At 47.9% G+C, this 25,350-nt stretch carries 27 protein-coding genes and 1 tRNA gene; 9 read left to right on the plus strand and 19 right to left on the minus strand.

Going from position 1 to position 25,350, the window contains the following annotated elements; all coding sequences use genetic code 11:
- Positions 1 to 4 precede the first annotated feature (4 nt).
- The 3 genes from VJ249_10270 to VJ249_10280 form a co-directional block, all read right to left on the minus strand.
- Positions 5 to 1,177, minus strand: coding sequence for an MFS transporter (locus tag VJ249_10270; GenBank protein ID HKZ94945.1), 1,173 nt, complete (start codon positions 1,175 to 1,177; stop codon positions 5 to 7).
- Positions 1,178 to 1,393: 216 nt separating this feature from the next.
- Positions 1,394 to 2,455, minus strand: a complete 1,062-nt coding sequence (locus VJ249_10275; protein HKZ94946.1) for a polyprenyl synthetase family protein — start codon at positions 2,453 to 2,455, stop codon at positions 1,394 to 1,396.
- Positions 2,456 to 2,474: 19 nt separating this feature from the next.
- Complete coding sequence (locus VJ249_10280; protein ID HKZ94947.1) at positions 2,475 to 2,816, minus strand: PadR family transcriptional regulator; 342 nt, start codon at positions 2,814 to 2,816, stop codon at positions 2,475 to 2,477.
- Positions 2,817 to 3,047: 231 nt separating this feature from the next.
- On the opposite strand from VJ249_10280, the gene VJ249_10285 reads away from it, so the two are divergent.
- The 3 genes from VJ249_10285 to VJ249_10295 all read left to right on the plus strand — a co-directional run bounded on the left by VJ249_10285 (position 3,048) and on the right by VJ249_10295 (position 6,192).
- Positions 3,048 to 3,482, plus strand: coding sequence for a PadR family transcriptional regulator (locus VJ249_10285; protein ID HKZ94948.1), 435 nt, complete (start codon positions 3,048 to 3,050; stop codon positions 3,480 to 3,482).
- A 250-nt stretch (positions 3,483 to 3,732) separates the two neighbouring features.
- The gene (locus VJ249_10290; protein ID HKZ94949.1) at positions 3,733 to 4,440 is read left to right on the plus strand and encodes an aspartate/glutamate racemase family protein; all 708 of its coding nucleotides are present in this window, start codon (positions 3,733 to 3,735) and stop codon (positions 4,438 to 4,440) included.
- Between the two features lie 105 nt (positions 4,441 to 4,545).
- On the plus strand, positions 4,546 to 6,192 hold the full coding sequence (locus VJ249_10295) for a hypothetical protein (protein ID HKZ94950.1): 1,647 nt from the start codon (positions 4,546 to 4,548) through the stop codon (positions 6,190 to 6,192).
- Here the strand turns inward: VJ249_10295 and VJ249_10300 are convergent, their stop codons facing one another.
- Positions 6,193 to 7,557 (minus strand): MBL fold metallo-hydrolase, encoded by a 1,365-nt coding sequence (locus VJ249_10300; GenBank protein HKZ94951.1) that lies wholly within the window; start codon positions 7,555 to 7,557, stop codon positions 6,193 to 6,195. It abuts the gene before it with no gap.
- Positions 7,554 to 9,239, minus strand: a complete 1,686-nt coding sequence (locus VJ249_10305; protein HKZ94952.1) for a lipopolysaccharide kinase InaA family protein — start codon at positions 9,237 to 9,239, stop codon at positions 7,554 to 7,556. The genes VJ249_10300 and VJ249_10305 overlap by 4 nt, the downstream gene beginning before the upstream one ends.
- Positions 9,240 to 9,335: 96 nt before the next feature.
- Here VJ249_10305 and VJ249_10310 point away from each other — a divergent pair, with 96 nt between their 5' ends.
- Complete coding sequence (locus VJ249_10310; GenBank protein ID HKZ94953.1) at positions 9,336 to 9,488, plus strand: hypothetical protein; 153 nt, start codon at positions 9,336 to 9,338, stop codon at positions 9,486 to 9,488.
- Positions 9,489 to 9,521: 33 nt separating this feature from the next.
- Here the strand turns inward: VJ249_10310 and VJ249_10315 are convergent, their stop codons facing one another.
- Positions 9,522 to 9,995, minus strand: a complete 474-nt coding sequence (locus tag VJ249_10315) for a hypothetical protein (GenBank protein ID HKZ94954.1) — start codon at positions 9,993 to 9,995, stop codon at positions 9,522 to 9,524.
- A 123-nt stretch (positions 9,996 to 10,118) separates the two neighbouring features.
- Between VJ249_10315 and VJ249_10320 the strand changes: the two genes are divergently transcribed.
- A complete protein-coding gene (locus VJ249_10320) occupies positions 10,119 to 10,505 on the plus strand; it encodes a DUF6114 domain-containing protein (protein ID HKZ94955.1) in 387 nt (128 codons plus the stop codon).
- A gap of 16 nt (positions 10,506 to 10,521) precedes the next feature.
- Here VJ249_10320 and VJ249_10325 read toward each other — a convergent pair whose 3' ends face one another.
- The 4 genes from VJ249_10325 to VJ249_10340 form a co-directional block, all read right to left on the minus strand.
- On the minus strand, positions 10,522 to 11,889 hold the full coding sequence (locus VJ249_10325; GenBank protein HKZ94956.1) for a CoA-binding protein: 1,368 nt from the start codon (positions 11,887 to 11,889) through the stop codon (positions 10,522 to 10,524).
- Positions 11,890 to 11,975: 86 nt separating this feature from the next.
- Positions 11,976 to 12,737 (minus strand): ABC transporter permease, encoded by a 762-nt coding sequence (locus VJ249_10330; GenBank protein ID HKZ94957.1) that lies wholly within the window; start codon positions 12,735 to 12,737, stop codon positions 11,976 to 11,978.
- A complete protein-coding gene (locus VJ249_10335; protein ID HKZ94958.1) occupies positions 12,734 to 13,522 on the minus strand; it encodes an ABC transporter permease in 789 nt (262 codons plus the stop codon). Before VJ249_10335 ends, VJ249_10330 begins: the two co-directional genes overlap by 4 nt.
- A gap of 15 nt (positions 13,523 to 13,537) precedes the next feature.
- The gene (locus VJ249_10340) at positions 13,538 to 14,503 is read right to left on the minus strand and encodes an ATP-binding cassette domain-containing protein (protein ID HKZ94959.1); all 966 of its coding nucleotides are present in this window, start codon (positions 14,501 to 14,503) and stop codon (positions 13,538 to 13,540) included.
- 125 nt (positions 14,504 to 14,628) lie between these two features.
- Between VJ249_10340 and VJ249_10345 the strand changes: the two genes are divergently transcribed.
- The 3 genes from VJ249_10345 to VJ249_10355 all read left to right on the plus strand — a co-directional run bounded on the left by VJ249_10345 (position 14,629) and on the right by VJ249_10355 (position 18,071).
- Positions 14,629 to 15,567: a hypothetical protein gene (locus VJ249_10345; GenBank protein HKZ94960.1), complete on the plus strand. Its 939-nt coding sequence runs from the start codon at positions 14,629 to 14,631 to the stop codon at positions 15,565 to 15,567.
- A gap of 230 nt (positions 15,568 to 15,797) precedes the next feature.
- Entirely contained in the window at positions 15,798 to 17,276 is a 1,479-nt protein-coding gene (dapA, locus tag VJ249_10350; protein ID HKZ94961.1) for a 4-hydroxy-tetrahydrodipicolinate synthase, read from the plus strand.
- Positions 17,277 to 17,297: 21 nt separating this feature from the next.
- Positions 17,298 to 18,071 (plus strand): tRNA (adenine-N1)-methyltransferase, encoded by a 774-nt coding sequence (locus VJ249_10355; GenBank protein ID HKZ94962.1) that lies wholly within the window; start codon positions 17,298 to 17,300, stop codon positions 18,069 to 18,071.
- A 37-nt stretch (positions 18,072 to 18,108) separates the two neighbouring features.
- Here the strand turns inward: VJ249_10355 and VJ249_10360 are convergent, their stop codons facing one another.
- The 8 genes from VJ249_10360 to VJ249_10395 form a co-directional block, all read right to left on the minus strand.
- A complete protein-coding gene (locus VJ249_10360; GenBank protein ID HKZ94963.1) occupies positions 18,109 to 19,005 on the minus strand; it encodes a hypothetical protein in 897 nt (298 codons plus the stop codon).
- 161 nt (positions 19,006 to 19,166) lie between these two features.
- Entirely contained in the window at positions 19,167 to 19,913 is a 747-nt protein-coding gene (locus VJ249_10365; GenBank protein HKZ94964.1) for a hypothetical protein, read from the minus strand.
- An 89-nt stretch (positions 19,914 to 20,002) separates the two neighbouring features.
- Positions 20,003 to 20,305 carry a hypothetical protein gene (locus tag VJ249_10370; GenBank protein ID HKZ94965.1) on the minus strand — a complete coding sequence of 101 codons (303 nt, stop codon included), beginning with the start codon at positions 20,303 to 20,305 and terminating at the stop codon, positions 20,003 to 20,005.
- Positions 20,306 to 20,386: 81 nt separating this feature from the next.
- Positions 20,387 to 20,845 (minus strand): hypothetical protein, encoded by a 459-nt coding sequence (locus VJ249_10375; protein ID HKZ94966.1) that lies wholly within the window; start codon positions 20,843 to 20,845, stop codon positions 20,387 to 20,389.
- Positions 20,846 to 20,920: 75 nt separating this feature from the next.
- On the minus strand, positions 20,921 to 21,298 hold the full coding sequence (locus VJ249_10380) for a DUF5518 domain-containing protein (protein ID HKZ94967.1): 378 nt from the start codon (positions 21,296 to 21,298) through the stop codon (positions 20,921 to 20,923).
- Between the two features lie 121 nt (positions 21,299 to 21,419).
- The gene (locus VJ249_10385; GenBank protein ID HKZ94968.1) at positions 21,420 to 21,584 is read right to left on the minus strand and encodes a hypothetical protein; all 165 of its coding nucleotides are present in this window, start codon (positions 21,582 to 21,584) and stop codon (positions 21,420 to 21,422) included.
- A 252-nt stretch (positions 21,585 to 21,836) separates the two neighbouring features.
- Positions 21,837 to 22,586, minus strand: a complete 750-nt coding sequence (locus tag VJ249_10390) for a hypothetical protein (GenBank protein ID HKZ94969.1) — start codon at positions 22,584 to 22,586, stop codon at positions 21,837 to 21,839.
- 211 nt (positions 22,587 to 22,797) lie between these two features.
- Positions 22,798 to 22,989, minus strand: coding sequence for a hypothetical protein (locus VJ249_10395; GenBank protein HKZ94970.1), 192 nt, complete (start codon positions 22,987 to 22,989; stop codon positions 22,798 to 22,800).
- Positions 22,990 to 23,336: 347 nt separating this feature from the next.
- Between VJ249_10395 and VJ249_10400 the strand changes: the two genes are divergently transcribed.
- A tRNA-His gene (locus VJ249_10400) sits at positions 23,337 to 23,409 on the plus strand.
- Between the two features lie 15 nt (positions 23,410 to 23,424).
- Here VJ249_10400 and VJ249_10405 read toward each other — a convergent pair.
- On the minus strand, positions 23,425 to 25,212 hold the full coding sequence (locus VJ249_10405) for a M3 family oligoendopeptidase (protein HKZ94971.1): 1,788 nt from the start codon (positions 25,210 to 25,212) through the stop codon (positions 23,425 to 23,427).
- Positions 25,213 to 25,350 lie beyond the last annotated feature (138 nt).

The raw sequence follows: 25,350 nt of genomic DNA on the forward strand, positions 1-25,350 counted from the left end.
AAAACTACTCTTTGCCGTCTTCACGCTTACCTGAGTGTCGTCCTGCCAGTTTCTTCGCGTGTTCAACGTAATTCCTCAGCCGCTGCAATTCTATCCTCTTCTGTGGCAACGTTTCAGGCGCGTACATCAATGGCAACACGGCCAGAAAGAGAAAGAAGCTTGCTAGTGAGAAAGCAGTGTTGGCTGGAAGCAGACTCGAAAGGGGCACAAGAGATACAGGAATGGCTGCCGTCACTAGGAAGGGAATGCTGCCGACGACGTAGTATTTCTCTCTAGAGTCTTGAGTCGACAAATCTCCCCAGAGTATCATAATGAAAGTTATCCACAAGATGCCCGCAGCTATGGCATCAATCACCAAATAGATATTCCACGCCAACTGTAGCATTGGCGCGATGCCTATGATGGCGTAAGCAAGACCAAGGGAGACGAAGCCATACATTGTAACGCGTTTTCGCCCGATCTTATCGGCCAGAAGACCGCCGACCAGCATCGAGAAGCTTGCGATAACCGGTTTTACGGTGAAAGTAAGTCCATAGTATTCTGGGCCAAAGAAATCCTTGAGGAGCGCTGTCTCAAGCGAATCTATTATGCTGAACATCAGCCAAGGGATCAGATACAGCACGAATGATCTGTCATGAAAAACTGATGCGGTGGAAACGTGTTTACGCGGAGTTGAAACACTACTTGATGGTCTTAGTAATGCAAAAGCTGCCAGACCTAATGCTCGCCAGAATGCCAGTACCAAAGAGTTTACTTGCAGACTGAACGAGGACAAAGCCAGAGCAAGCGGAAGGGCGCCTAAGTTGACGAACAGGAATATGAGGGCGCTGGTTTTGCCGCGATTTTCTATTGAGGTGCTGTTTGCTAGGTAGGCTAGACAGGATGGCATGCCAATGCCGAAGGAAATGCCAACAAGGATAAACATGAAGGATATGTGGGCAACAGTTGCGACATTTGTTAAAGACAGCTGAAGTGAGGCAATGGCCCCGATGATCATCCAGAGGTAAAGAAGACGCAGTTGTCTCACTTTCTCTGACAGCACTGCCCCTGCAAGGCTGGCTCCAATGGTTGCTATGTAGAAGACCGCTCGCAATGCGTCGATGTGAGAGGGCATACGTTCTAAGATAAATAATGTCATGTAGTACCACGTGAAAGCATTGAACAACAAAGTGAACACTAGAAGAAACTCTTTCCGAGGAATGCCAAGCCCAGCTAACCAACGAGCATTGAGCAATCTTCGCACGTCATCGAACAGTTGTGAGCAACGGTCTAGTTGAGAATTATGCATGGCAAATTCAGATTCTCGATCATCAAATCTGTAGATGTGTACAACAAGTATTATATGCAGAGATATGTGCAACAAATATACAGTGAACAAAAATGCGAAAAAAAGCTAAGATCCCGGTTCGGCTCTGGTGGAGATAGACGGATTAGCAGCTCGGGTCTCCTCTTCAGTAGCTGGAAGCATAGCTTCTACTAGAAGTTGAAGTTCTCTAGTGTTGTGGCTCAAAACCCTCAGTTTTAGCATTGCCTTTGAAGCCAACTTCTCCATAGTCTTACAATGTCGTGCGATCGCTCTGGAGTTTCTAACAGTTGACAGGATTTCTTGAACTCTTCTGTCACTAATAGTCTTGCCTTGAAGTTGCGATCTAAGCTCAGGTCCTCGGGCGGCGTCCTGCAAACCGTATAATAATGGCAATGGTAGGCACTCTTTCGTGATCCTGCTACGGCACTCTTCAGGCACTAATAGGTCTATTATGTCGTCTCTTAGGATTATCATCATGCCTAGCAGTCTGCCATACTCGCTTAACGCCTCGACTTCCCTACTTGACGCATTGCCCAGAATGGCGCTGATGCGCGTGTGGGCTTCAACGTCGGCCGCCTTCATCCTCACTATATGGAGGTAGTCTTCTGGAGAAACGTCCAGTTGTCGTCGACACTCAAGCTCAAGCGCTTCTGCGTCTCCAAGTTCAAAGAACATGGTTTTGATTATGTCATTGACCTGCAGCATCGTTTCAGCGGGGATTTTCTCGACTTCTGTCTTGTTTAGCAGTACGAGTCCCTTGAAGAGAAGCGCGTCTCCTACGAGAAGAGCTATTTCTAGGCCGAATTTTCCATAGACTGTTGGGCGGCCATCCTTGCTTTTTGATTGGTCGATGATGTCGTCGTGTATGTCAATGGCGCCGCTAATTAGAATCATTGGAATGGCAACAGGCAGCGTAATCTCTGGGTCGCCTCCAACCGCTTCGCAGGAAAGGGCCATGAGGGAGGGTCTTGCAGTGTCGTGCCAATATTCCGTGATGAAATATGTTAGGGCTTGCTGGGCTTTTCTCGACTTAATTCTCTCTTCTTTAACTGCTTGTCTTGCCATGTTGAGGGCTTTTGTCCCTTTTCTTTCGAAGATTTTCTGTATTTGCATCATGGCGGCTTCTGGCGTTTGTTTTGGTTTTTTCATGGCGTAGCCTTCATGCTGTTTATCTTGCGGGTTGCTTGGGCAAATATGTGTTCATGAAATCGTTGTATGCCTCCAAGAGCTGGGTTCCGTCCTCGGTGATTTCGTAGACCTTCCTGGCTCGTCCTTTCTGGAGTTCACGTCTGCTCTTCAGAAGTCCTTTCGCTTCAAGCTCGTTCAACATTGGGTAGAGCGCGCCATGTCTAAGTTTGACTTTGTATTGGTTTTCAGTTCTTTTGATGATGTCGTAGCCCCAAGTAGGTGTACCTTTGACCAGTTGAAGTATGAGGATGTCGAGGAAGGATTTGGCGAATCGTCGCCCAATCTGATCCATCAAAATCTCAGCCGACTGGTTGTTTCTCATATTAGGATTTTCCTGGTCGGTCTGGTTCTGTACATATGGCTGTTGATGTAGCTTATTTGATTATGCATGGTTTTTCATGGTGTTATGTATCGATATGCTTCATGTATGCGAGAACCTTTATATCGGCGTTTAGGCATTATCAGTCTTGAATATGTCTAAAAATAGACATATTGTATCTGTGTAAAACGGAACAACTGTAGAACAAATCTACAAAAAAAGGGGCGAAAAAAGTTGGGTGGACCAAAAGCGCGGGAGGTTCAGATGAAACTGATGAGGGGTCTCCTTGACCTAGTAGTCCTTCAGTTTCTGAGAGCCCAACCCATGCACGGATACCACATCATCACCAGTCTGCGCAAACAGTTCGGCGTCTACTTCGGTCCCAGCACAATATACCCATTGTTATCTGTGTTGGAAGAGAACGGCTACATCAAAAGCCACTGGGATCTAGAAAACGATAGACCGCGCAAAGTCTATGGCATTACTTCTCAGGGCGCAGAATTGCTAAACTGCACTGAAGACTCGTTAACCCACATATACCGAAAGCTCGCCATCAGCGCAAACAGAATGCCGTTGGCGGGAAACACCATGCCACTTGAAGGCTTGACAAACGGCAAGAAACACGTGAACGGCGGGCACCACAGCAATCTCTCACTTCCCTCGCCATAGAGTCCAACATCCTTGGATGCATCAGTCCTTGCGCGTGCTGACTGGATCCGTGCATGGGAAGGGTGAATACGGTAGGCTTTGGTCAAAAGGGCAGAGCGTGCCCGTATTCTATTTTTCTGAAAAATAGCCAGCTAAATTCTTGTCTGCTCTGGCTGTGCATTCTTATAATAGAAACGTGTCAGTATATTGTGTTGCATCAGGCTTCGTTTGAAGTATGATGATGCGTGATCGTTAGCGGAAACGTGGACACATGAACCGGCTCAAACTAGGCTTGCTTGTGCCGTCTTCAAACACCACCATGGAACACGAGTTTAGAGCGATGTTGCCTCAAGAAGCATCGGTTCATGTAGCCAGAATACGGTTGAAGAGAGTAGTTGCCTCCGAGCTGCGGGCGATGGAGAAAGAAGTCAGAGATGAAGCCCTCAAGCTTGCAGATGCCGATGTTCATGTTATAGGTTTCGGCTGCACCACTGGAAGCTTAGTCGCAGGCTATGGATATGATGAGAAAATCGTGAAACACATCGAGAAGGTGGCAAAGAAGCCCGCAGTCGCAACAGCAGGTGCAGTCGTGCAAGCTATGAAGGCTTTAGGATTGTCGCGCATCTCTGTAGCCACACCTTACACTGAAGCTATCAATGAGCTGGAACGCCAATTCTTGGAGCGAAGCGGTTTCATTATCGACAGAATGATTGGTCTGGGTTTGATAGACAATCTTGAAATCGGGAAGACAAAGCCTGAAACACTTATCAGCCTTGTCAGGAAAGCGGACTCAAGTAGGTCTGATGGTGTTTTCATAAGCTGCACGAATCTACCTACAATCAGTATAATTAGCAGACTTGAGGAAACCTTGGAGAAACCCGTGGTGTCCAGCAACACAGCTACATTGTGGGCCATGCTAAAGAGAATGCAGGAATCTCTCAACACTAGCAGATTTGGAAAGCTATTTCTTTGCGCCTGAAACATGGATTTCCACTCCTATTTTCTGAAACTGACTTAGAATTGCGCGTCAAAAACAATAATCTCTTTATGGAATTACGCTGCATATTGAATAGCGGTGCTCAGTTTGCTTGAGCAAGCGCCCGACAGGATAAAGGCGACCACATCAACTCTTCCATTTTCGACTTCAACCAAAGATCGTACTCTTCCTTTTTCAGAAGAGATGGAAATGGCAGCCGTCTTCATCATGGCTGAATCTGATCGCAAGAAAGGTGAAGGCCTAATCTTAAAGAAACCAGCTGAAGAGCTAGTTTTTCTCACCAAGTCATGTTACCCGATATGGATTGCTCCTTGGAATGGCAAAACTCTTTTGTTCGACGGTTTAGGCGTTTCAACACGCGCGATATTGCATGACATGCTGCCAGAGATTGAGGCGTTTATCAACGACATTCAAGGAAGCGGCTCAACCCGTGAAGCGTACTCCGCGGCTCTACAAGACCATTTGCACTATTTCGAATCAGTGAAGCGAGTGGAAGAGAGGACCATCCTTGGCTTGATCTCAAATGTGGACTTTCTCCAAGACTTTCAGTACTTCTTGATGGAAGCCGAAGAGACTGACCAATCCGGCGTTAAAGAAGTCTGTTTGACGCCAATCATCGAAAAAGCAGCCATCTCCTCCTCGCTTGATGAGCTTTCAGAACTGCGCACATCTTTGGAAAGTGACATTCGAAGCCTTCGCGAAGCTATGAAATTAACGAACAGTGTTACCAAGCAACACGTGGACATGATTCGAGAAGAAATCAAGGAGATGCAGGCAGACGCAAATCAGAAAATAGTTGAGGCTAAAGCTAGAGCCATGGACAAAATTCGTCAGATTCAAGAGAGGTATGATGCAAGAATTCGAAAGACCTCTCAAAGACTTGACAAACAGCTCGAAGACCTGCATCAGGATCGAGCTAAGTTCATGAAGGCTCAAGAGCGCGCCATCAACAAAATTGAACGCTGTGATTCCGAGATTCAAGCTTCCAAAATGCGAAAAGACTCTGCGAGCGAGAGGCGATGGAAGGACGAAAAAGACACATGGAAGAGAGAAGCCTCGGCTGTGAAAAGAAGCATCGAAGCATCGGACAAAGAAATTGACCAGACCGAGTCCCGGAAGAGAATTGAAATCACCAATGTCCGAGCTGAATTTGACGCAGAGTCAGAAGAAGCAATGAAAGACGTGAGGGAACTCGAAGCCAGCAGAGACTCGAAGACTCAGCTTGGTCAGCAAGAGGCAAAATCGCTGGAGGATTCCACATCGACGATTCTGGGACAACTTGACGCGCTGACAAAGAAGAAAAGAGCATCGCTAGAACAACTGGACAAGATCGGAATGAAGGATCAGCGGAGAAAAGATGCGTTGGCATATGTGCCGTTCTACTTGGCCTGCTTCCTAGCTGGAACTGAACGCAGATATGAAGTTTATCCGCCATCCGTTGCCGGAAGCATGAAGACAACAACTAGACTTAAAGGTATGCTAGGCATGTCGAAGTTGGGTTCCATGTTCCAGCCTAGGTCAAAGGCAGTGACAAACGTTCTGAGTCAAGTGGCCATTTTGACTGAACGCGACCCGGTTTTCGAAAAAGATCTTCATGACGCCGGAGTGGACGCCAACATATTGAAATCTGCAGAGTCTCGTGAAAGGATAATTAAGGGACTAAACGATCTGCGAAATGAGGAGTGGATATCAGCTAACGAGATTCAGGCCTTCAGCGTTCTGTTGAAGCCCTGATCACTGAAGGATGTAAGACGTTCCTTTCTCGGGTGTTTCGACGTCTATGTGCTTGAACATTTTTTTGAAGAGCATCGGGTACTCTGTGTGAACAGGTATGAGTTTCTTGGGTTGAACTCGGTTGATTATCTGGGCGAGGTCTTTTGAAGGACAGTGTCCTGAAGCGTGAATCTGATGAAACTGTAAGCCAAAGTGTTGTAGCCAGTTGTTCATAACTTCGACGTTAATGTCTTCTTCGCTGAAGGGCTCGCTCATCGAGTGGATAAAATGTCCGCCTTTGGAGGGTCTAACGTCAATCAGCTCCGTGAAGCTGGCAAGGTCAAGGTTGAACAACAGTTTCGACTCGTTTTCGTGCACAAAATCGTAGTTGACGGCCTTGGCTAGAAAGGGGCGCTCCCACATGAAGTAATCGGACTCAGCAAACTCGCCTGACTTCTTCCTCTTCTTGTAGAACAATATGATGTCATCTTTCATGACGTCTGGAATCTTCAGCATAGGATCGCTCTTCAGTTTGCTGAGCAAATGCGCCAGTTTCAATGGAATAACAAACTGCCTATCGTTTTCCTTCGCAATCTCGTAGAAAGTCTTGAACCTGTCAATGTCTCGACCATAGAACGCCACAATCACAAGCCTAGATGAAGCGTTGGCAACGATTTTGTTGCTGTCCGCTTTGACTCGGTTCTCAGAATGAATGACTTGTTCTTCCTCAGGGCGGATGCGGGTACCTTCCGAAATCATCACAGTCGGATCAGTACGAGCTGCCTTCTCGGCGAATTCTCTGGTCATGTGTGCCATTGGTCCGTGTAGCCTGTAATCACCGCTGTAAATGATCGAGCCTTTTGAGGTTTGGATAATGAACCCGTAAGCGCCAGGAACAGAATGATCAACGTGGACAGGCTCAATGGTTAATCCGTCAACTTTGATTCGTTTGCCTGTTCTGAATGTTCGAGTCTCGTGTTCGCCAAGATCTACCCTGCCTGATTCCTGCATGGCGTCCATTATGGTTTTTGAGCATTCGCCACAGTACACCGTTATGTCTGGGTCGATGAAAGGCAAGTGCCCAACGTGGTCAATGTGAGGATGAGACAGGAAAATCGCGTCGAATTTCGGTTTTTCGTACTTGATGCTTGTATTCCTTATCATGCCTTTGGCATATAGCCCATGCAGTCTTGGCAATATGTTGAATTCAAGGTAGTCGCCGGCACCGTTAACATTTCTGGGCATCAGATAACCGCAGAAGTATCGGTCTCCATCAGCGAAGGACAAACCGAAATCCAAAAAGATACGAGTGTCTCCGTCTTCCAGCAGAATCTTGTTGCCACCGATCTCATTGATGCCGCCATAGAAGGTTAGTCTTGTCTTCATTGCTGTTTCACTTTTCGACAAAGGTTTGATATGACTAATATCACTTGAGGCTGAGTAAAGATGCTAAACACCTTGGTGTAACGTGGCGACGCGGCTTTCATGACTGTTTCTTTCTTGCCTCCTGCTTCAATATAGCCATCGGTGAAAGCTTGTGTTACATGTTCGATTTTGTTCGTGGGCGCCAAAGGTGGAACGTAATGTCCACAATAATATAGAAACTCAGCAATGTCCCATGTGTAGTCTCCGTCTCTTGATGCCTGCTCTAAGTCGACAAAACAGAGTTCGCCATCCTTCGTGACGATTATGTTTTCGGGTTTGCAGTCTCCTAATCCGACGCCTAGTTGATGCGCTCTGGCTATCTGTTTCCCTGCCTCTCTTACTAACTGAAGTTTTCCTGCTACATCTTCTTGAGCTGTTAGAATGCTTTTGATAGTCTCCACCATGGTTTTTCCTTCAACAAACTCTTGGAAGATCAGATGTTGCTTCGGACTAATATGCAGGATTCTGGGCACAATCAAGCCATTACTACGAAGATACTGGTTCAATGCGTATTCCCGCTCCAGCCTAGACTTACCTAGGACAGCAAAAGACTTCGTGCCCAGTGACCATAACGCCAACGGAAACCATTTGACGCCTGTCCAGTCTCTGAACTTCTTCACAACAATCTTCTGTTCCCCCTGCTCTTTGCCTAGGGTCAACAGGTAAACTGAATTCAGAACGCCGCCCATTTCCTTGGTCTCAACAGCAACGTCTGCAGCACTTGGCACAGCTTTCCTCACGAAATCCTGTATGTCAGTTGCATCTGATAAGGGCACCAATCCTGAAGGCGTGGGCATGAGCACATGGTCCTTTGAATCTTCGAGCTTCAAGACAACATTCTCCGTTTCCTTCACGTTGGAATGATGCTTTGCATAGTATTCTTCTTCAAAGGCGAGAGGCGCCAGCATTCGTGGCAGAGTGCTAAAAACATGCATTAGCGCTGCTCTCTGAACAGATCTCCAAAAAGCAGGAATTCGTATTCTCTTACTTTTTGTTGCCCTTACGAGCTTCGGGGTAATTCTGACTGTCCCGTTTGTCAGCGTTATCCATTTATCTTGCGCCAGATCTTCCAGTGCTTGCCAGTAGCCTTTCATCATTGCTTCAATATTCCTCTGTCTTATGTCGGTTTGAAGTATGTTGAGAAAGCGATACGCGATCAACGGGAACAATCTGGCTCTTTCCATTTGGGTCTCATGCATGAAATACTCAGGCTTGATCATGAGCTCGTGTGAGAGTTCGGGAAACTCCAAAACTAGGCTTTCTAGAAGCTCCCAAACCACGCGCCTTTTCAAAGTTACCTCTTGACGCAATAGGTAGTCACTGTTAATGAGTGCCTCGTACGGTAGTAGAAGCTTCTCAGCAGCGATTTCACCCAGCCAGCCTGCTGAAATATCTCTTTGAAACGCGGCTTGATCAACTGCTAGGACAAAGGCTCGTCTTTCACCCACTTTTTTCCTATATGACTGGAGCCTAGATGCGAATCCTCTCAGAACAAGCAGGACATTGATTTCGCTTGTCTCATTGCCGTATCCGCTGACTGAAGGTCCATAAATGCAGACCGCTGTTATCTCACGGTTGCCGGCGATTCGCTTGCATAGAGCAAAGATAGCTTTATTCGCTTCCTCTGTCGAGGGTTGGAGCATTCAAGTATTTTCCTTTAAGCCTGAGGGGCCTGATAATAATGTCCAAAGCAAAGATAAATAGCGTTTCTTGCCTATTTCAAGAAGCAGGTGTATTCAATGGCTACAAATGAATTGGTTGAATTGCGCGAAAAAGTCGCCCGTTTAGAAAGCAGGGTGGATGAAGTTAGCAAGAAGCTGGACAGCGTCTCCAAATACCTGCGAGAACTGTACGAATACCTGCAAAAACAGCATGGAAGACCCCTACTCTAGACTGAACACAGAAAGAAAAGAAAAAAGATTGGTTTAGACCGGTGGAGGCGTTGGAGGCGGCGCTGGAGCGCGAGCTTGACCGAAATATGCCTTTACGTAGGGTTGCCAGAAGTACCAGATTATCACCGCGTAGATGATTAACATAATGATGCCGCCTGGAAGACTTAGTATGCCAAGGATGATGCCAAGAATCGAGAGTATTACAGTGAGCCACCACGCCCATCCTGCGCCTACCCACAGACCGTAAGCCACTAGAATGTAAAGTGCACCAATGATGATTACCACCGTTCCTATGATTGCCACTATTCCAGCGACGAACGCTGCTGTAATTCCTACCGGTAGGACCGTCGTTGAAGCATATGACTCGATAATATCAGCAAGGAAAGCTGAAGCGACGACAGCGACGATGCCGACCAGCAACACAAGTACACCTAAGATTCCAGCCAAAATAGACAGAACCGACACGCCCGAAGGTCTCATAGGTCTTACTGCCAGATTTTTCACCAAGCTTTTGTTCTGCTACTGCTGACTATTTATCTTTTGTCAACCGCGGAGGCGCATTGAACCCTTACTGGCATCAAAAGGCTTTAATCTTAAGTCAAAAGATACAGAGGGGCGGGAGGAAAACTCGTGACAACAACACCTACTGCGCCCAAAAGAGCCATGGCAGGATTCGTCATATCATTTATCGCCGGCATCTTTATCATACTCGGCGGACTAGCGTTAGTTGCGTTGCAGTCATTCATCAACTCAGTCATCGACATCATTCCCATGCCAGTAACAATACCTGGAATAGGATTCGCGGAATCAGTGTTCGCAACCATCGGCGCTATCGGGCTAGTCTTTGGAATCATAGTGATAGTCGGAGCATTCTTGATCTACATGCCTGGAAAAGAAATCATCGGCGGCATCATCGTTCTGATATTCTCAATAATTAGCATCGTCGCCATGGGCGGATTCATCATCGGCATGATACTGGGCATCATAGGTGGCATATTAGGCCTATTGAAGAAGTAGCTTTTAGAAAGCTACACTAACCCTCCACACCTTTTTCCCTAATCTCGCTGTACAGTCTCAAAACCTTCAAAGCCTTAGCTGCCTTCTCCGGTAGATTGAAAACCGGCACACTCGTGTTTCCCAAAACCTTTTGAACAAATGCGAAATCTTCGCCGCCTGCAGGCACATCAACCACAGGCTTTCGTGGATGTTTTGCGACAGTCTCGACTATTGCCAAGGCATCCTCGGGCTCAAAAAACGTTGACTTCAACATGTTGATGACCATCAAACCATCAACGTTTGGATCCGATAAAACCGCATCCAAGACAAACGAATACCTGTCTTTCCTAGCATCGGCAATCAAATCAACTGGGTTAACTGCTTCAACTCCAGGAAACTGCTTCTCGATTCTAAGGCGGGTCTTTTCAGACAGAGCGGCAAGTTTCAACCCGTTTCTCACAACTGCATCAGCAGCTAAAATCGCTGGTCCGCCTACATTGCTCACAATGGCTATGTTGTCGCCTTTTAGTGGAGGTTGCTTCGACAACGCCACCGCCGAATCCAGCAACTGCTCTATGTCGTCAACCCGTATGATCCCTGCCTTCTTAAAGGCTGCATCAAAAACCACGTCTGAGCCTGCAACCGAGGCAGTGTGCGACAAAGCCCTTTTGGCTGCCTCCTTAGTTGCACCGCCCTTCAACGCTAAGATCGGCTTCTGCTTAACTACTCTTTTTGCTACTTCGATGAACTCTCGACCTTTCTCCACACCTTCCATGTAAAAGCAGATGACTTTCGTATTTGGGTCTTTTTCAAAGTAGCTCAGCAAATCCACATCGTCGACATCTATTTTGTCACCCATGAAGGCAAACTTACTTACGCCGACGCCGTAATAGCAGGCCCAGTCGAGGAGACATGCGCCTACACCGCCGCTTTGCGAAACAACTGAGATGTCGCCTTTTGGCGGCATAACGTCGCGTTCAAAAGTCGTGTTCAAGCCGTTCGCTGTGTTGATAACGCCCATTATAGTGTTTGGTCCCAAAATGCGGGCGCCGGACTCGCTGCTAAGGTCTGACAATTGCTTGCGCTGTTGAGGCTTGAATCCTCCGGTCAACAAGACAAATGCCTTAATCCCCGCTACTGTCGCTTCTTGCACTTGCGCCAAAACATTTTTTGGAGGTAGCATGACAACCGCAAGGTCTGGCGTGTGAGACACTTTGCTGAGCTTCTTGCTGCCTTCCTTTCCGTCTAGGTCCACGACATGCGTCTCGCCTTTGAAAAACTTGGTCATGTTGTAGATGACGCTTTGGAACATTTGCGGTGAGGTCATGCCCACCCTTTCTCTGATCTTGCTCGACCCAATTAGGACTACTGTTTGAGGCTCGAAGATGGCTTTAATCCCAGTCATTATCTGTCCAGCCTATGGTGGCAGGTGAGGGAAATGGAGAATTATACCTGTTCCAAGATTTAATGGTTAACCTGACCGCCGCGCCTTTATTGTCTCATCAGGATTCTTGCGTAAGCAAACGTGGCGCAGAAAGCAAAAATCACGGAGAATACCGCGACGTCTAACAGCATTAGTGACGAAAACTCGGGTGCTCCAAGCAGAAAAGAGCGAATCAGGTCTGAGCCGTTTGTCAACGGGTTGATTTGGGCAAACGTGACCAGTGGCGCTAGACCTTTTTCTTCGAGTGTCTGTATGATCACCATTGGATAGAAGACTGAGCTGCAAAAGAAAAACAAGTAGTAGACAACGCCTCGAGCTGTTACAAACTTCTCGAAACTTGTAGTGGACACCGCGATTGAGATGCTGACGCCTGAGATTCCAATCGCTAGTAGGAAAAGCGCTAGGAGTATAATGAGCAGTTGAGGCAGAGTTGGGTATCGAAGCAAAAGAAAATTGGTGATTAACAGAGGCGTCATGTAAAGCATGCCCCTTAAGCCGCCTGCCAACACGCGTCCAATTGCCAATTCGGTTCGAGTCATGGGTAAACTGAGCAAGTAGTGATGGACTTCGCGGCGGACTTCCATGTTGATTTCTCTGCCAATCATAAACGCTGAGGCAAACAGCCCGATAACTGCGAGTCCAGGTGCAAAGAACCGGAAGTAGTCCACTATGCCTCGCGTCATCTGCGTGAAGACTATGGCGCTGATGAAGAGGTCGGCGAGGTTCATGGCTAACAGCGCGATGATGAACCACCTGTAGCGGAAGAAGTTTCTGAAGTCGTATTCAATGACGTGCAGGATGGCTTTCACTGCCAGCTGCCTCCTTCCAGTCGCCTTTCGTAGAAGACTACGCCGATAAACGTGAAGGAGAAAAAGAATATGAACAAGGCTAAGACGCCTATGAACGGGCTGATTTGAAGTGCGCCTTCAACTCCTGTGCCCCAGCGGAACAAATCAGATGCATACGTAAGTGGATTGAACTTGGCTATCATAGCATAACTTGGCATAGCTTGTTGCATATAGACGGTTGGATACATCGTTGTGCTTAACCTAACTATCAACGCATCCAAGACGCCGATGAGAATATCGTATTTGTCTCCAGACTTCATGGCAACTGCTATCGTGATGCTCATGCCTGACACTCCAAAGGCGAAGAGGAATAGACTCGAAAGCGCAATCAGGAAGTGAAATGGGTTCATGACGCCTAGCAAAGCCAAGACCACAACCAAAAGAGGCCCAACGTAAATGAAACTGCGTAGACCACCACCGATCGACCGCCCTAGCACAAGTTCTCTTCGGCTAACTGGCAGTGTGAGCAGGTATTCGAAAACGCCGTGTTCAGCTTCTTCAAATATGTCGTAGCCTATGAACATGGAAGTTGAGTACAATGTGATAATTGTGACGCCTGCCACGTAGTACTGGAAGTAGTTTATACCTGCCTCTCTAGCTGCTATCTCAACCATTTTGCTGACTATGAGTCCAAAAAGCGCCACCTGCGAGACAAACCATATTCCCCGCATGATAAGCATGAACTTGTACCGCATGAACATGCGCAAGTCGCGTTCAATGACGAGCCAGATTTTTCTAAACCCCAATGAGAGCCCTCTCGCCTAAACCGTTCTCTGGGCTTCTTCCAGCGACAGACCTGTGAAATGGGCGAACACATCGTCCAGTGATGGCTCGCTCATATGTATGCTGGCTATGGGCAAACTGTGATCAAAGAACAGTCTCATTATCTTTGGAGTGACGGACTCAACTTGGTTAAGGTACAAGCGCAATGTGTTGGAGCCCACTTCTTTGACGGTTACAATCTCCTTGATAGCTTCCATTTCGGTAAGAACTTTCCTAGGCGCCTCCTTCTCAAGGTGGACTTCCATTACGTCGCCGCCGGGTATGCTGTCTTTGAGCTTCTTGGGTGTGTCGCACACCAGCAGTTTGCCCTTGTGCATGATTGCCACTCTATCTGAAAGTACATCAGCTTCTTGTAGCTCGTTTGTGGCGAGAATTATCGTGGAGCCTTCTTTTCTCAAGTCGCGGAGCAGGTTCCAGATTCGGTGTTTTCCAACTACGTCGATTTGGGCTGTAGGCTCGTCCACAATGGCTATTTTTGGTCTCTGAATTAGGACTTTTGCGATTTCAACGCGTTTTTTCATGCCACCGGACAACGCGTGAACGCTTTTGCGGCGATCATCCCACAGGTTCACTTCGTCCAGCGCCCACTTGACTCTTTGCTTACGTTCTTCGTTTGAGAGTCCGCAGACTTTGGCGTGCCAGTTGAGAACATCCCAAGCTGTGCTCACCCACAGCAATTTGGGCTCTTGAAAACACACGCCGATGGTTTGGCGGGTTTGGTTCGGTGATTTCTTGATGTCAAATCCTGCTACTGAGGCTGTTCCTTCTGTCGGTTTGATGACGGTTGTGAGCATAAGTATAGTTGTAGTCTTGCCGGCACCGTTAGGTCCCAGTAAGCCGAAGATTTCGCCGTCATCAATTGATAGGTCGAGGTGGTCGACAGCTGTCACTTTCCCGAATTTTTTGGTTAGATCAAAAGTTTGTATGATGGCTTTATTCGACACCTTTTGGCACCAGATAGTTGGAAGGCGTGATTAGGGATGAGATCGGCTCTTAAACGTATCGCACAAGCCAATTCTTATTAATCAAAATCGCACACCTGTAGGATTCCCATTGGAGAGGAGAAGCAATGAGCTTAGAAAAGATCAGGAAGATGATGGAAAAACACGGTGTGCCTGGGCGAGACCTTTATAGTCTGCCAACTTCTGAGAAAAGGTTCCCAGACAAATGCCATTACCGAATTGAAATCTCAGGTATTGAGCGCCCTTCCACCCTTGAAGCAGTTATTGATGAAATGGAGAAGCGCAAAGTGCCCGTGCACAGACTAATCTCAACCGTTATGGGCGCCACATTGCTGAGCGACAAAGAGATGGAGCAGTTTGCCAAGCTTGCGCATGACGCCAAATTGGAAATTATCATCACACCTGGTCCGCGCACGTTATGGGATCTAGGCGGACAGGTTCGAACACCCGAAGGCGCCTTGTCAGGCATTCGTTTCAGAGGAAGCGACAACCTAGCCTATGTAATAGCTGATATTAGACGCGCAATAGACTTCGGATTCAGAGGGTTCCTCGTAGTAGACGAAGGTTTGCTCTGGTTGTTGGCTCAAATGCGCAAGGCAGGCGACATACCAAAGGACGTGGTATTCAAAGTGTCCATCTTTGCAGGACACGCCAATCCCGCTGGCGCCAAAGTATTGGAGACATTAGGCGCAAACACATTCAACCCAGTGGCTGATGTCACCTTGCCCATGCTGGCAGCCATCCGAAAAGCAGTCAACATACCCATCGACGTCCACGTCTACCTCTTCGACTCCTTCGGCGGCTTCAACCGACTGTGGGAAACACCTGAAATCGCTCGGGTAACAGCTCCCTGTTACTTCAAAATCGAACCAGGACCCAGCGTAAGCGCCATGTACAAACCATGGGTAAGCCCAGAAAGCCTAGCCTTCAGCGCACGGGAAAAAGTGAAAAACGCCGAAACCATTATACAACTAGTCGACAAAAACTACCCCGAAGCCAAACCATCAAAGATCGGCGCAAAGGACCTAGCCATACCAAAACCGTAAATGTCTTTCCTCTATCTGCAAAGCGTCTACCAATCACCAAGCAAAGGTGGCGTTCTTACTCCTGATAGTCAAAAGAAGAAGGCCCTAAGTGGTCATCTCCTCCTTCTTTTACAGCGTTTTTCCCAAGCTGCCCCAGGCTTAACCACCGTGGCAATGCAGTGCTAAAGAGTTTTATGGTAGGGGCAGGTAACACACTTTCTCAAAACTCATCTAACCAAGCGGTGACTTACTTGTACAAGCCTGAGGGTATAATGCCCGCGTTGGTCACACCGTTCACGGACGATGGAAAGCAAGTGAATGAGGAGGCCTTGCGTAGTCTGGTTAGACGCTGCATCGAACTGGGTGCCAGCGGCCTCGTTCCCTGCGGTACGACAGGCGAATTCGTCAACCTGACAACTGAGGAAAAAAGGAAAGTAATTGACACAGTTATTGATGAAGCAAATGGGAAGGCCAAGGTGGTCGCTGGAACAGGCGCATCAGGAACCGGACAAGCCTTGGAGATGACAAGATACGCCAAAGATGCTGGCGCCGACGCCGCACTCATCGTCACACCGTTCTACTTGAAGCCAGCTGATCGAGGCATCTACGAGCACTACGACACAATCGCGAGTCAAGTGGACATGCCTATCATTCTCTACAACATTCCACAAGCGACTGGCGTACCCCTCCCTTGGCAAATGGTTGAGGATTTGGCTCAAATTCCAAACATCGTCGGCGTCAAAGACAGCAGCGGACAACTCGCGTTTATCCTCGCTGTGCTGGAAAAAGTGCGGGACAAAATCAATGTGATGTGCGGACACGACGAAATAGTAGTCGGCGCCCTAGCAGCAGGTTGCTCTGGTGCAATACTAGCCAGCGCCAACATCATCCCCGACATATGGGTGCAAGTTCTAAACGCCATCAAAAAGGGCGACCTGAAAACCGCTCGAGAACTGCAGTACAAGGTGCAGAAGATAGCAAGAATCATTGCCAAGAGCGGCGCCGTTGGCAGCAAGGAAGCCCTCAACCTAATGAGCATGAAAGTAGGTCCAGTAAGGCTGCCGCTGAGCGTTGGCGGAGAACTCACCTACGAAGAGAGGGAAGAACTCAGGTTAGACTTGGAAAAAATCGGCAAGATCACACCTAAGCCTGTTAAGTTTGAAATTGCTGAAAAGAAACTGGAAGAGCGATTCATGGCAATTAACCTCACACCCAAGGTCATCCGAGACTTCAAGCTTCGTATAGGCGAAGCGTTGGCTGGAAAAGACGCTGAAGTAGCCCACATCGACCTCATCATCGGCGAGAAAAACGGACCTGTGGGAGAAGCTTACGCTAGGGCAAAAGCCGCTCCTTCAGCTGGGCATGAACCTCTCTTAGCCATACTTGAGCCCAATTTGGCAGTCAAGCCGATAACAGTTATCATACCTACAGTCACGATTAGGAGTATGAGGCAAGCGAGTATGGTTTATGGTCCAGCGCAGACGGCCATAGCTAAGGCGGTGGCTGACAGCGTCGCCGACGGAACTCTCCCCAAAGCTGCAGCAGATGACCTCGTGATAATTGCAGGCGTGTTCGTGCACCCAACCGCAGTTGATCGTCAACGCGTCTATATTAACAACTACAAGGCTATGCGTCACGCCGTTCGAAAAGCCATTGAAAACAGACCAACGATGCAGGAAATTCTTGAGAACAAGGAACGAGCCAAACATCCGTTCAAGTACTCGCCGTGAAAAAAGGACCAGCTGACTGGCATGACTGTTACCATTGGCGAAGGCAGTTTAATTCTGCTCTATTTTGATCAAAGACGAACCTATCTAGTTGCAGTTGAGAAAGGGAAGACTTTTCACACGCACAAGGGCTACATTGAATTCGACGCCCTAATCGGCAAAGAATACGGAACACGCATTGCCAGCAGTTTAGGCATGGAATTCGCGGCTTTGAAGCCATTGCTGGCGGACTTTATTTTCAAAGCTCAGCGCAGGACGCAGATAAACTATCCCAAGGATGTTGCCTTGATAGTTATGTTCAGCGGCATTGGACCTGGCAGCAAAGTGGCGGAGGCAGGAACAGGTGCCGGTGCTTTGACAACTGCGCTGGCACACTACGTTAAACCAGACGGTCATGTGTACAGCTACGAAATTCGACCCGAATTCATAGAGGTAGCGAGAAAGAACCTGGTTCGGGCTAGATTGCTGGAGTACGTGGAATTGAAGTCCAAAGATGTCACTCAAGGTATAGATGAAAAGGATTTGGACGCGGTCGTACTTGATCTTGCAACGCCATGGCTGGTGGTGCCACACGCTTTTTCAGCGCTCAAAGGTAGCGGCACGCTCGTTTCATTCAGCCCGACGATAGATCAAGTTGTGAAAACGGTTGAAGCGCTTGGACAAAATAGCTTCCTAGACGTTCAGACTGTTGAGTGCATAATGCGTGGGATGCAAACCGAGAGAGGCAAAACCCGTCCTGAAACGCTGATGACAGGACACACTGGCTACATAACATTCGCACGAAAGGCTCTAGGCTGAACTTGACGCAACTCTTGACAAAAATAAAAAAAGGGGTTTATGCGGATGCAACCGCAGGTTTTCGCAGAGAACCTAGTCCTCTAATTATGTAGCCAATGGCGAATAGAACGGCGGCAACGCCTATCAGGACCCACATGTTCGATAAACCGTTGAAATAGGCTGCCTGAGCCCTGAAACTCTCAGCTTGAGCTTTAAGTAGCTCGAGATGCGCGTCTTGGACTCCGCCAGTGGTGGTCTCTTCGACGCTGAACGCTTGGTTCAAATAGTTCAAAGCTGTGGTGTAATGTGTTTTGGCTCCTGCAAAATCTCCCTGCTTGTACATTGTATCTGCGATGTCAGTTTCATTGCTGGCTTTTGCCCACGCCAAGAGAGCATTTGTGCTGTTGAATCCTCCTATGGGAGAAGTGATTCCAGATATTACCTGGCTTAGTTTTCGAGCTGCAACCTGGTCCTTTGAGTAAACTGCGAACAGTCTCTGAGCGCTGCTGGTGTATGCTCTTGTCATAGTGCCGATGAGTCCCCCAGTGGAGTTCACATATTTCACGTACACGGTGTATCCGTGCAGGTACAGATTCGAGGCAGTAGTGGTTAATGGCACTTGGAATGCAACTGTGAAGAAGCGCGTTTCTCCAGACTTCAATGCTTCTGGGCTGAGGTACGTTGTGGTGTAGTTTGTTTTCCAATCGAGGCTAGCTATGACTGCTGAGACATTCATTTGTTGGGAGAGGTGGTTTTCAACTTCCACTAGTAGGGTAGCTGTGGAGTTTTCCTCATAGCCGTAGACGCTTTTTCCGTAGTATGGGTCTGTTCCCCAGCTGAAGAAGCTGCCAAGCCAGCTGGCAGATTCGATGTCTGCGCTTGCCGGTCTCACGATCAAGGCGGAAGTCAATCCCAAGACTAGGACAAAAACCGCTATAGGTAGTGTTCTTTTCATTTCCTTATCCCTTTTCGAAACCATGAGTTTAGCATAGATTCTATTTAATACTTTAGATGCTTCTCCAAGATTCTTACCTTCAAAATTCTGGCTTAGAGCTTTGGTTTGTTGTGGTGTTTTGCCGTTTTTGTTGAAAAAGAGGGAGGATGGGTGACGGGTTTTCAAGTTTTTTTGAAGAGTTTGGTTGCCATGGGTTTCAATGCTCTGTCTATGAATAGCACTAGTCCTAGGATTGTGAAGTAGGCTGGCAGTCCTATGATTATGCCTGTGACTATCCACATGAAGAAGTAGCTCAGGAATGGAGCAATCGCGTTGAAGAGGGGAAGGTCAATCGTTGGCCATTGGAGTTGCCATGGCTTATCCGACAATTCTCTTAATGTGACTCTGATTTGCGCGAGTGGTTTCAGTGTTGCTGCGCCGCTCGTTGGCGTGATGTCTTTGATGTTGGTGTTTATTGAGACAACTTTGCCGTTTTCGGATATGAGGTTTCTAACTTTGAAGACGTATTGTAGTGATTTGTTCTGGGGGATTTTTGAGACGATTTCGCCGTTCCATGCGTCATCTGTGAAGGTTACGTCCTCGGACTCTATGTAGCCGTTGAGGTTTTCGGTTTCATCCTCTATGCCCATGACAACATCCTCGAAAGTGCCCTTTTTTAGGTCGCCTTTGATCCATTGTCTGATGTCTCGGATTCGTTCATCATAAACCGCTGGCTGACTCTGTCCGCCTGAAAGTCCGAATTGCTCTGTTAGCGTCCGTTTCTGCTCTTGAGTCTGGGTTGAGGCTCCGGTTAGGTTTGGGCTCAGATATTGGCGTGGCTTAGGTTGGTTGGCGTGGATGGTGGCGCTGAAGAGGATGACGCAGAAGATAAGCGCTATGAGTAGCTCTTTTTTGCTGGGTTTTTTCAACCTAGACACCCAGTATTATTGCTGCTTTGACAGAGGTGTTTAATGCTAGGCTTGCGAACGGTGTGTACGAGAAGTAGAACGGAAAATGCCTATTCGTGTCTCAACTGGCTTTTGAAAACTATGTAGGTGCTGAAGGCAACGATTAATCCTGCTAGCAAGATGAGGCTGGATGGCAGCAGGTTGGATGGTTGTGAAGCGAGTCCATAGGTATCGAGCGTTGAGCCTCGTTGCTCGCCTGCGCTCTCGTCGTCCTTAAGGACGTTTGTGAGGAAGTTGGGTTTCAGTTTGGGTTCGAATGTTGGGGGTCCAGTTTCTAGAGCTAAGGGAAGCATCATGACTGTGAAGCCTATCAGCAAGGCAGCAGCGCCGTAAGCAACGAATTTTTTTCTCATTTTTTGTCGTCTGCCTTGTTAGGTGAATATTGAGGTTTGGGTTCTTTTAAAGCCATGTTTTAGAACACGTGTGTTCTCAGGTTAGAACGGTTTTTGTCTCCATAGTCGGGCGGTTTCTAGCCATAGTATTAGGGTGGCCAAGGCTCCGAAGATTACTGCAACTATGTTGTGGATGCTGCCGTCGTGTCGGTAGAATATGAGGTATATAGTCAGCATGGTGGAGAACCAGACTGAATAGAATAGGTAGCGGGGAACTAGAAAGCGTCCTAATCGGGTGAAGAACCGGAGTAAGCCAACTTTGACTTCCTGTGTGATGTAGTATTCGCCCGTGCGCGTCTTGTCAACTAAGCCCAGTGAAACCAGTTTTTCAAGGTGGTGGGCGGCGACGCTGGGGCTGGATAGGCGAAGTGCTCGCTGAATTTCGCGCACGCCCACGTGGGACCCGGGAGATCTTAGCATGTACCAGTAGATTTGAAGGGTTTTGCCCTTTAGCTCGGATTCAATTTGTGCCAAGTCTGTGGATGGTGCGGATGCCGACATGACGGTTCATCGGGTTGATATCGGGGAATATGTTAAAAGGCTTTTACTGGTTTCGAAGCCCCTGTGCGCGTTGGTTTATCTGGCGATTGCTCCGCCGATTAATCCGCCTATGGCTGACACTATCGCGCCGAGGACGCTGAGGATAAGCGCCACCAATCCTATGAATAACCCAATCAAGCCACCTAGGAATAGTCCGAATGGTCCTCCGATTAGTCCGCCAATGGCGCCGCTGAACAGCACGGCTGCTATTGTGAGGATTATGCCGCCGAAGATTCCTGCGAGAAAGCCCGCTAATGCGCCTCTTCCTGCGCCGCCTCTAGCTATTAGCCCTGCAATGAGTCCGCCGATGAGGTGTCCAATTATTGGTAGGATGAATCCGAGGATGGCGATTATGAGGAACCCATGAAAGCGCCAAGCCACAAACTTCCGCGACTGCCCATATTCACGCCTCATGTTGTGGTGTGTTGTGGTTTGAATAAAAGATTTGTCAATGATCTCGCTCGGCGCTATTATGAGCTTGGATGTTGGCGCTCTGCGGGAAAAGAAATTTCAAAAGAAGAAGGCGCTATGCCCCTTATACCTTCTTCTGTCCTTGGTGTGGCAGAGGCTGTGTGGACATCGTCGTCAGACTGCTCCCGGTGACATCAACGAGTTTGAGCATTGTGTTTTGGGGTCTGTTTGAATTCTTGTATGACGCGTTGGGTTCTGTTGCGCGCTGTCCTGCGTCAAGTTTAGGCATGGCTTCGTCACCGATGGCATTTGCGGAGCTAGTTTCTGTTTCAGATGTTATTAACTTCGGCTTAGAAACAGTAATAACACTGACTTTCTGAGTGTTTGTGTGCGGGGCGTATCGAGAAGTCGTTCTTGACCAGCCGTAGTGCCTTGCTACAACAACTACTTCTATGTTGGTTGAGGCTTCATTGGCTGTGCGCGCAGTGAAGTTGGCTTGCGCTACAGTGTTTCCCGTGCAGCTCTCCTTTTTCCCGTGCGTCTATTCGTCTGGCAGGGTAAAGAAAACTGCGCCTCCGAGTTGGCTGATTCGCTTGCCTGCGGGAGTTTCCGCGTTGATTATTCTTGTTTTCACTTTTTTGTTCTTTGAAATCTGCAATAGCCTGTTGATTCTGTTCTTGTCTTCGCTCTCGGCAAGATACTTGTCTGTGAGGATCAGGTGTTTCGTTCCCAAGTCATCGTCACTCTTTCGGTTGTAGACCATGTCTTCGATTTCTTTGAGCGAAAACAGGACAGCTGTGTCGCTGTTTATGCTGTAGAGACGTTTCTCCAACGCGTCGACGATAAGATCAACTTCTTCTGAGGTGGTCTCTGCGATTAGTTTGTGGAATTCTTCGGTTTTCACGAGTTCAGCCACTTTGTACGGCTGGTCAGCAGAGCCGACTAGTTCGGCAAAAGCTGCTCTATTCGCCCTCTTCGATTGAATCAGATATGCGTGATGCCGTCGCACATGGTCTAGAAAGTCTGTAGCATAAGTTGTTTTCATCGGAGCTGTGACCACGATGCTTCTTATCCCTTCGCTAAGCGCTGGTCTCAACGCGTCAACTACAGATTCGTGAAAATTATACAGAACTCCTTCACCTGTCCTCTTTCCCCCAAGCTTCAACGTAAGGTACAATTTTACGACATGGCTAAACACTTGCCATAGAACCGCTCGGTCATTCTCAAAACCCACAAGAAGTGCGACTGGATACCCGCGTCTGTAGCTTTGTTTCCGCTTCATTTCTGTCACTGACTCTGTTTCTCTTTTAAGATGCGTGTGCTCTTTGATTTTGGGAAAATGTGCAACAACTTCAGCGCGGTTCTATATTTGGGTTCTTGCTCTTCTCATGCTGTATTCTGTTGAAGGAGAAACGAGGTATACGCCGGTTGATGCTTGCTTCTCACGGTTTTTCTACTCTCTTCTCCGTGTCATCTCCTGTTGAAACCATTTTTGGACAATTCTAGAGATCTTTTAGAAGGCTCAAGAGTTTTCCTTTCTTGTTGAAGTCTTTCTTCTCTTCTGCTTCCAACATGGCAGATTGCAGCCAACTTTCTAGTTCAGAGGAGTAATCTACTTTATTCGGATGATTTCTCTGCGCTCTGTTGATCCACGACTGAGTTGACGTGTTTGCATGTTTATCGGTTAATTCCATGGTTTTCACCTCTTATGTTTTTCAGTAGAACGGTCGGGAAAGATGACAAAAAACCGCTGAAAGCCCTTTTTGTCAATATTCTTCTTTACGAGAATTCTACCTGCTATGTAGTGTACTTGGTCACATATTAAGATGTTTATGAATGCACATGTCCGTGACGGCTTGTTTTGCGTGGTATAGCTTCTGGGCGAAAAGTAGCGATTGGAGCAAGATTTCTCCGAAAGACACTTTGCACCTCCAAAACAACCCTTTTGAGGCTATGGACAGAGTTCGCCTTACGGCAAACGCAAATAAGCGTCAACATGAGTTGATGTGATACGGAGTTAAGCAAGACTCCATAAGAAGTGGCCGGGGTGAGGTAGCCTGGTAGCCTATAGGCCTGTGGAGCCTAGCGCCCGGGTTCAAATCCCGGTCCCGGCCCTCAAAGTCGGAAGCTTACTCAGTTAATGTTGCTTCAAGCATGTTGACGAATTGTTCAGCTTGTTTCATGCCTTTCTGCCAGAACTCTTCCTGAGTGATGTCAAAGCCCAATTCAGCTGCGAGTTCACGTGGGGACTTGCTTCCTCGCGCGGCTAAAAGTCGTTTTAACTTAGGGACAAAGCTCTCTGCCTGCTCCTTGTACAGCTGATACAACGCATAGACGAAAAGTTGGGCATACACGTACGGATAATTGTAGAAACGATAGTTAGCCCTGAAATAATGCGGCGACACAACCCAAGCCCACTTCATCTCATCCAGCCAGTCAACTGAACCGCTATAGAGCGAATCGCGCGCTGCAACCCACAAGCTGGCAATTGAATCTCCATCAAAGGCTTGACCTCGACTTAACGCGTCGTACAGACTCTGTTCAAAGAATGCACGCGCCGAAACCTGAAAGGTTACAACGAAGAACCTGTCCAATACATTAGCGAGTATGGCCTGCTTCTCCGTTTTCGTCTCAGCTTTATGAAGCAATCGTTCAGTCAACAGCAGTTCACCGAACACGCTTCCAGTTTCGGCTAGGCAGCTGCCGGTTTCAAAGTTGGCTGGCTTCTGCGCTCTAGCTCCAAGATAAGCGTGAACCGCGTGCCCCAGCTCATGCGCTTGTGTAAAGACGTCTCCCATATTGCCGTTGAAGCTCTGCAGGACATAGGCGCTTTTTTCAGCCAACCAAGAAGCGCAGAAGGCTCCAGAGGCTTTGCCTTTACGCACCTTGCCATCTATGTGCCTTCGTTCAAACATTTCGTCAACCCAATTGCCCACTTCAGAGTCGAATCCATGGTAGGCATCTGCAACTTCCCTTCGAGCTTGACTCCAGACGTATGTCGTTTTGGAAGCGTTGGGCAAAGGGGCAGTCAAATCGTAATTGGCCAGTTTGTCCAAGCCCATGAGCTTAGCCTTGAGTGTAAGATACTTTTGGTGCAGACCAACGTTCTTCTTGACTGTGGCTAGGAGACAATCAATAGTCTCCTGATCCACATCGTTGGAGATGAAGCTCTGAGTCATTGGAGATGGATACTTCCGCAACCTGCACATCTGCAAGTGGTCTTCGCAAACAGCGCGGATGGCACTTGCCCAAACAATGTCATCCTTCCCAAGGTTCTGGTGCACGGTTTGGTAAGCCCGCTTCCTCAAATCGCGGTCTGGATTCTGATAAAAACCAATTATTTCACCGTAAGGAAGAATCCTAGCTGTGCCCCCAACCTCAAAACTGAACGTTCGGGTGGAGAGCCAGTCGCTTTGCAGCTTTTGCCACGAGCTAATTCCATTCTTGTCTTTGATTATTGTCAAGCGTTCCTCCGTCTCGGAGAGCATATAAGGCGTTCTTCGCAGAATCTTCTCGAGAAAATGCTTGTACTCAGCCAAAGCTGAATCTGAGACCAGAGAGGGACTCTTGACAAGTAGTCGTCCCAACTCGATGAGTACAAAAGCTAACGCTTGGCCAACTTTCGTCATTGCAGCCCGCACTGCATCATTAAGCTGTTTAGCCACCTTATCAGTGGAATCGGCAGAATACTTCAGAAAACAGTACAATCTGACTCCGTCAAACTTCAGCGTGTACGCGTCTCTCAACTCGAGAAATTGCAGCAAACCATTTGCATCAAGGTTCTCAATTTTGCCATGAAACATGTCTCTAATCTTCTCTGCTTCTTCAACCATGAGCCGCAATTCCCCTTGAACAAGGGCGGGATCAGCGTTCTCGACAAGTTGGGAAAGATCCCAAACCATCTCTTCCTCAGTCAAGACTGGACCCTCCAAAGTATCTGCAGTTACTCTCTCGAGGTCTTAATAAACTGTGCACGCACTTCCTCTTTGACCGTTATCGGTCAAACGCTTTTTAGGCAGCGGCCTAGCTTGGCTGTTGAAAGCCATGAATGTGTC

Source organism: Candidatus Bathyarchaeia archaeon (assembly GCA_035283685.1).
Classification (GTDB): domain Archaea; phylum Thermoproteota; class Bathyarchaeia; order Bathyarchaeales; family Bathyarchaeaceae; genus DATETJ01.

What these genes read in the sequence shown, in the direction of transcription:
- VJ249_10355 (HKZ94962.1), top strand. Translation starts at nt 17,298, where the DNA reads ATGACTGTTACCATTGGCGAAGGCAGTTTAATTCTGCTCTATTTTGAT.
- VJ249_10345 (HKZ94960.1), top strand. Translation starts at nt 14,629, where the DNA reads ATGAGCTTAGAAAAGATCAGGAAGATGATGGAAAAACACGGTGTGCCT.
- VJ249_10290 (HKZ94949.1), top strand. Translation starts at nt 3,733, where the DNA reads ATGAACCGGCTCAAACTAGGCTTGCTTGTGCCGTCTTCAAACACCACC.
- VJ249_10325 (HKZ94956.1), bottom strand. Translation starts at nt 11,889, where the DNA reads ATGACTGGGATTAAAGCCATCTTCGAGCCTCAAACAGTAGTCCTAATT.
- VJ249_10370 (HKZ94965.1), bottom strand. Translation starts at nt 20,305, where the DNA reads ATGAGAAAAAAATTCGTTGCTTACGGCGCTGCTGCCTTGCTGATAGGC.
- VJ249_10275 (HKZ94946.1), bottom strand. Translation starts at nt 2,455, where the DNA reads ATGAAAAAACCAAAACAAACGCCAGAAGCCGCCATGATGCAAATACAG.
- VJ249_10395 (HKZ94970.1), bottom strand. Translation starts at nt 22,989, where the DNA reads ATGGAATTAACCGATAAACATGCAAACACGTCAACTCAGTCGTGGATC.
- VJ249_10385 (HKZ94968.1), bottom strand. Translation starts at nt 21,584, where the DNA reads ATGCCTAAACTTGACGCAGGACAGCGCGCAACAGAACCCAACGCGTCA.
- VJ249_10360 (HKZ94963.1), bottom strand. Translation starts at nt 19,005, where the DNA reads ATGAAAAGAACACTACCTATAGCGGTTTTTGTCCTAGTCTTGGGATTG.
- VJ249_10375 (HKZ94966.1), bottom strand. Translation starts at nt 20,845, where the DNA reads ATGTCGGCATCCGCACCATCCACAGACTTGGCACAAATTGAATCCGAG.
- VJ249_10310 (HKZ94953.1), top strand. Translation starts at nt 9,336, where the DNA reads ATGGCTACAAATGAATTGGTTGAATTGCGCGAAAAAGTCGCCCGTTTA.
- VJ249_10305 (HKZ94952.1), bottom strand. Translation starts at nt 9,239, where the DNA reads ATGCTCCAACCCTCGACAGAGGAAGCGAATAAAGCTATCTTTGCTCTA.
- VJ249_10300 (HKZ94951.1), bottom strand. Translation starts at nt 7,557, where the DNA reads ATGAAGACAAGACTAACCTTCTATGGCGGCATCAATGAGATCGGTGGC.
- VJ249_10380 (HKZ94967.1), bottom strand. Translation starts at nt 21,298, where the DNA reads ATGAGGCGTGAATATGGGCAGTCGCGGAAGTTTGTGGCTTGGCGCTTT.
- VJ249_10280 (HKZ94947.1), bottom strand. Translation starts at nt 2,816, where the DNA reads ATGAGAAACAACCAGTCGGCTGAGATTTTGATGGATCAGATTGGGCGA.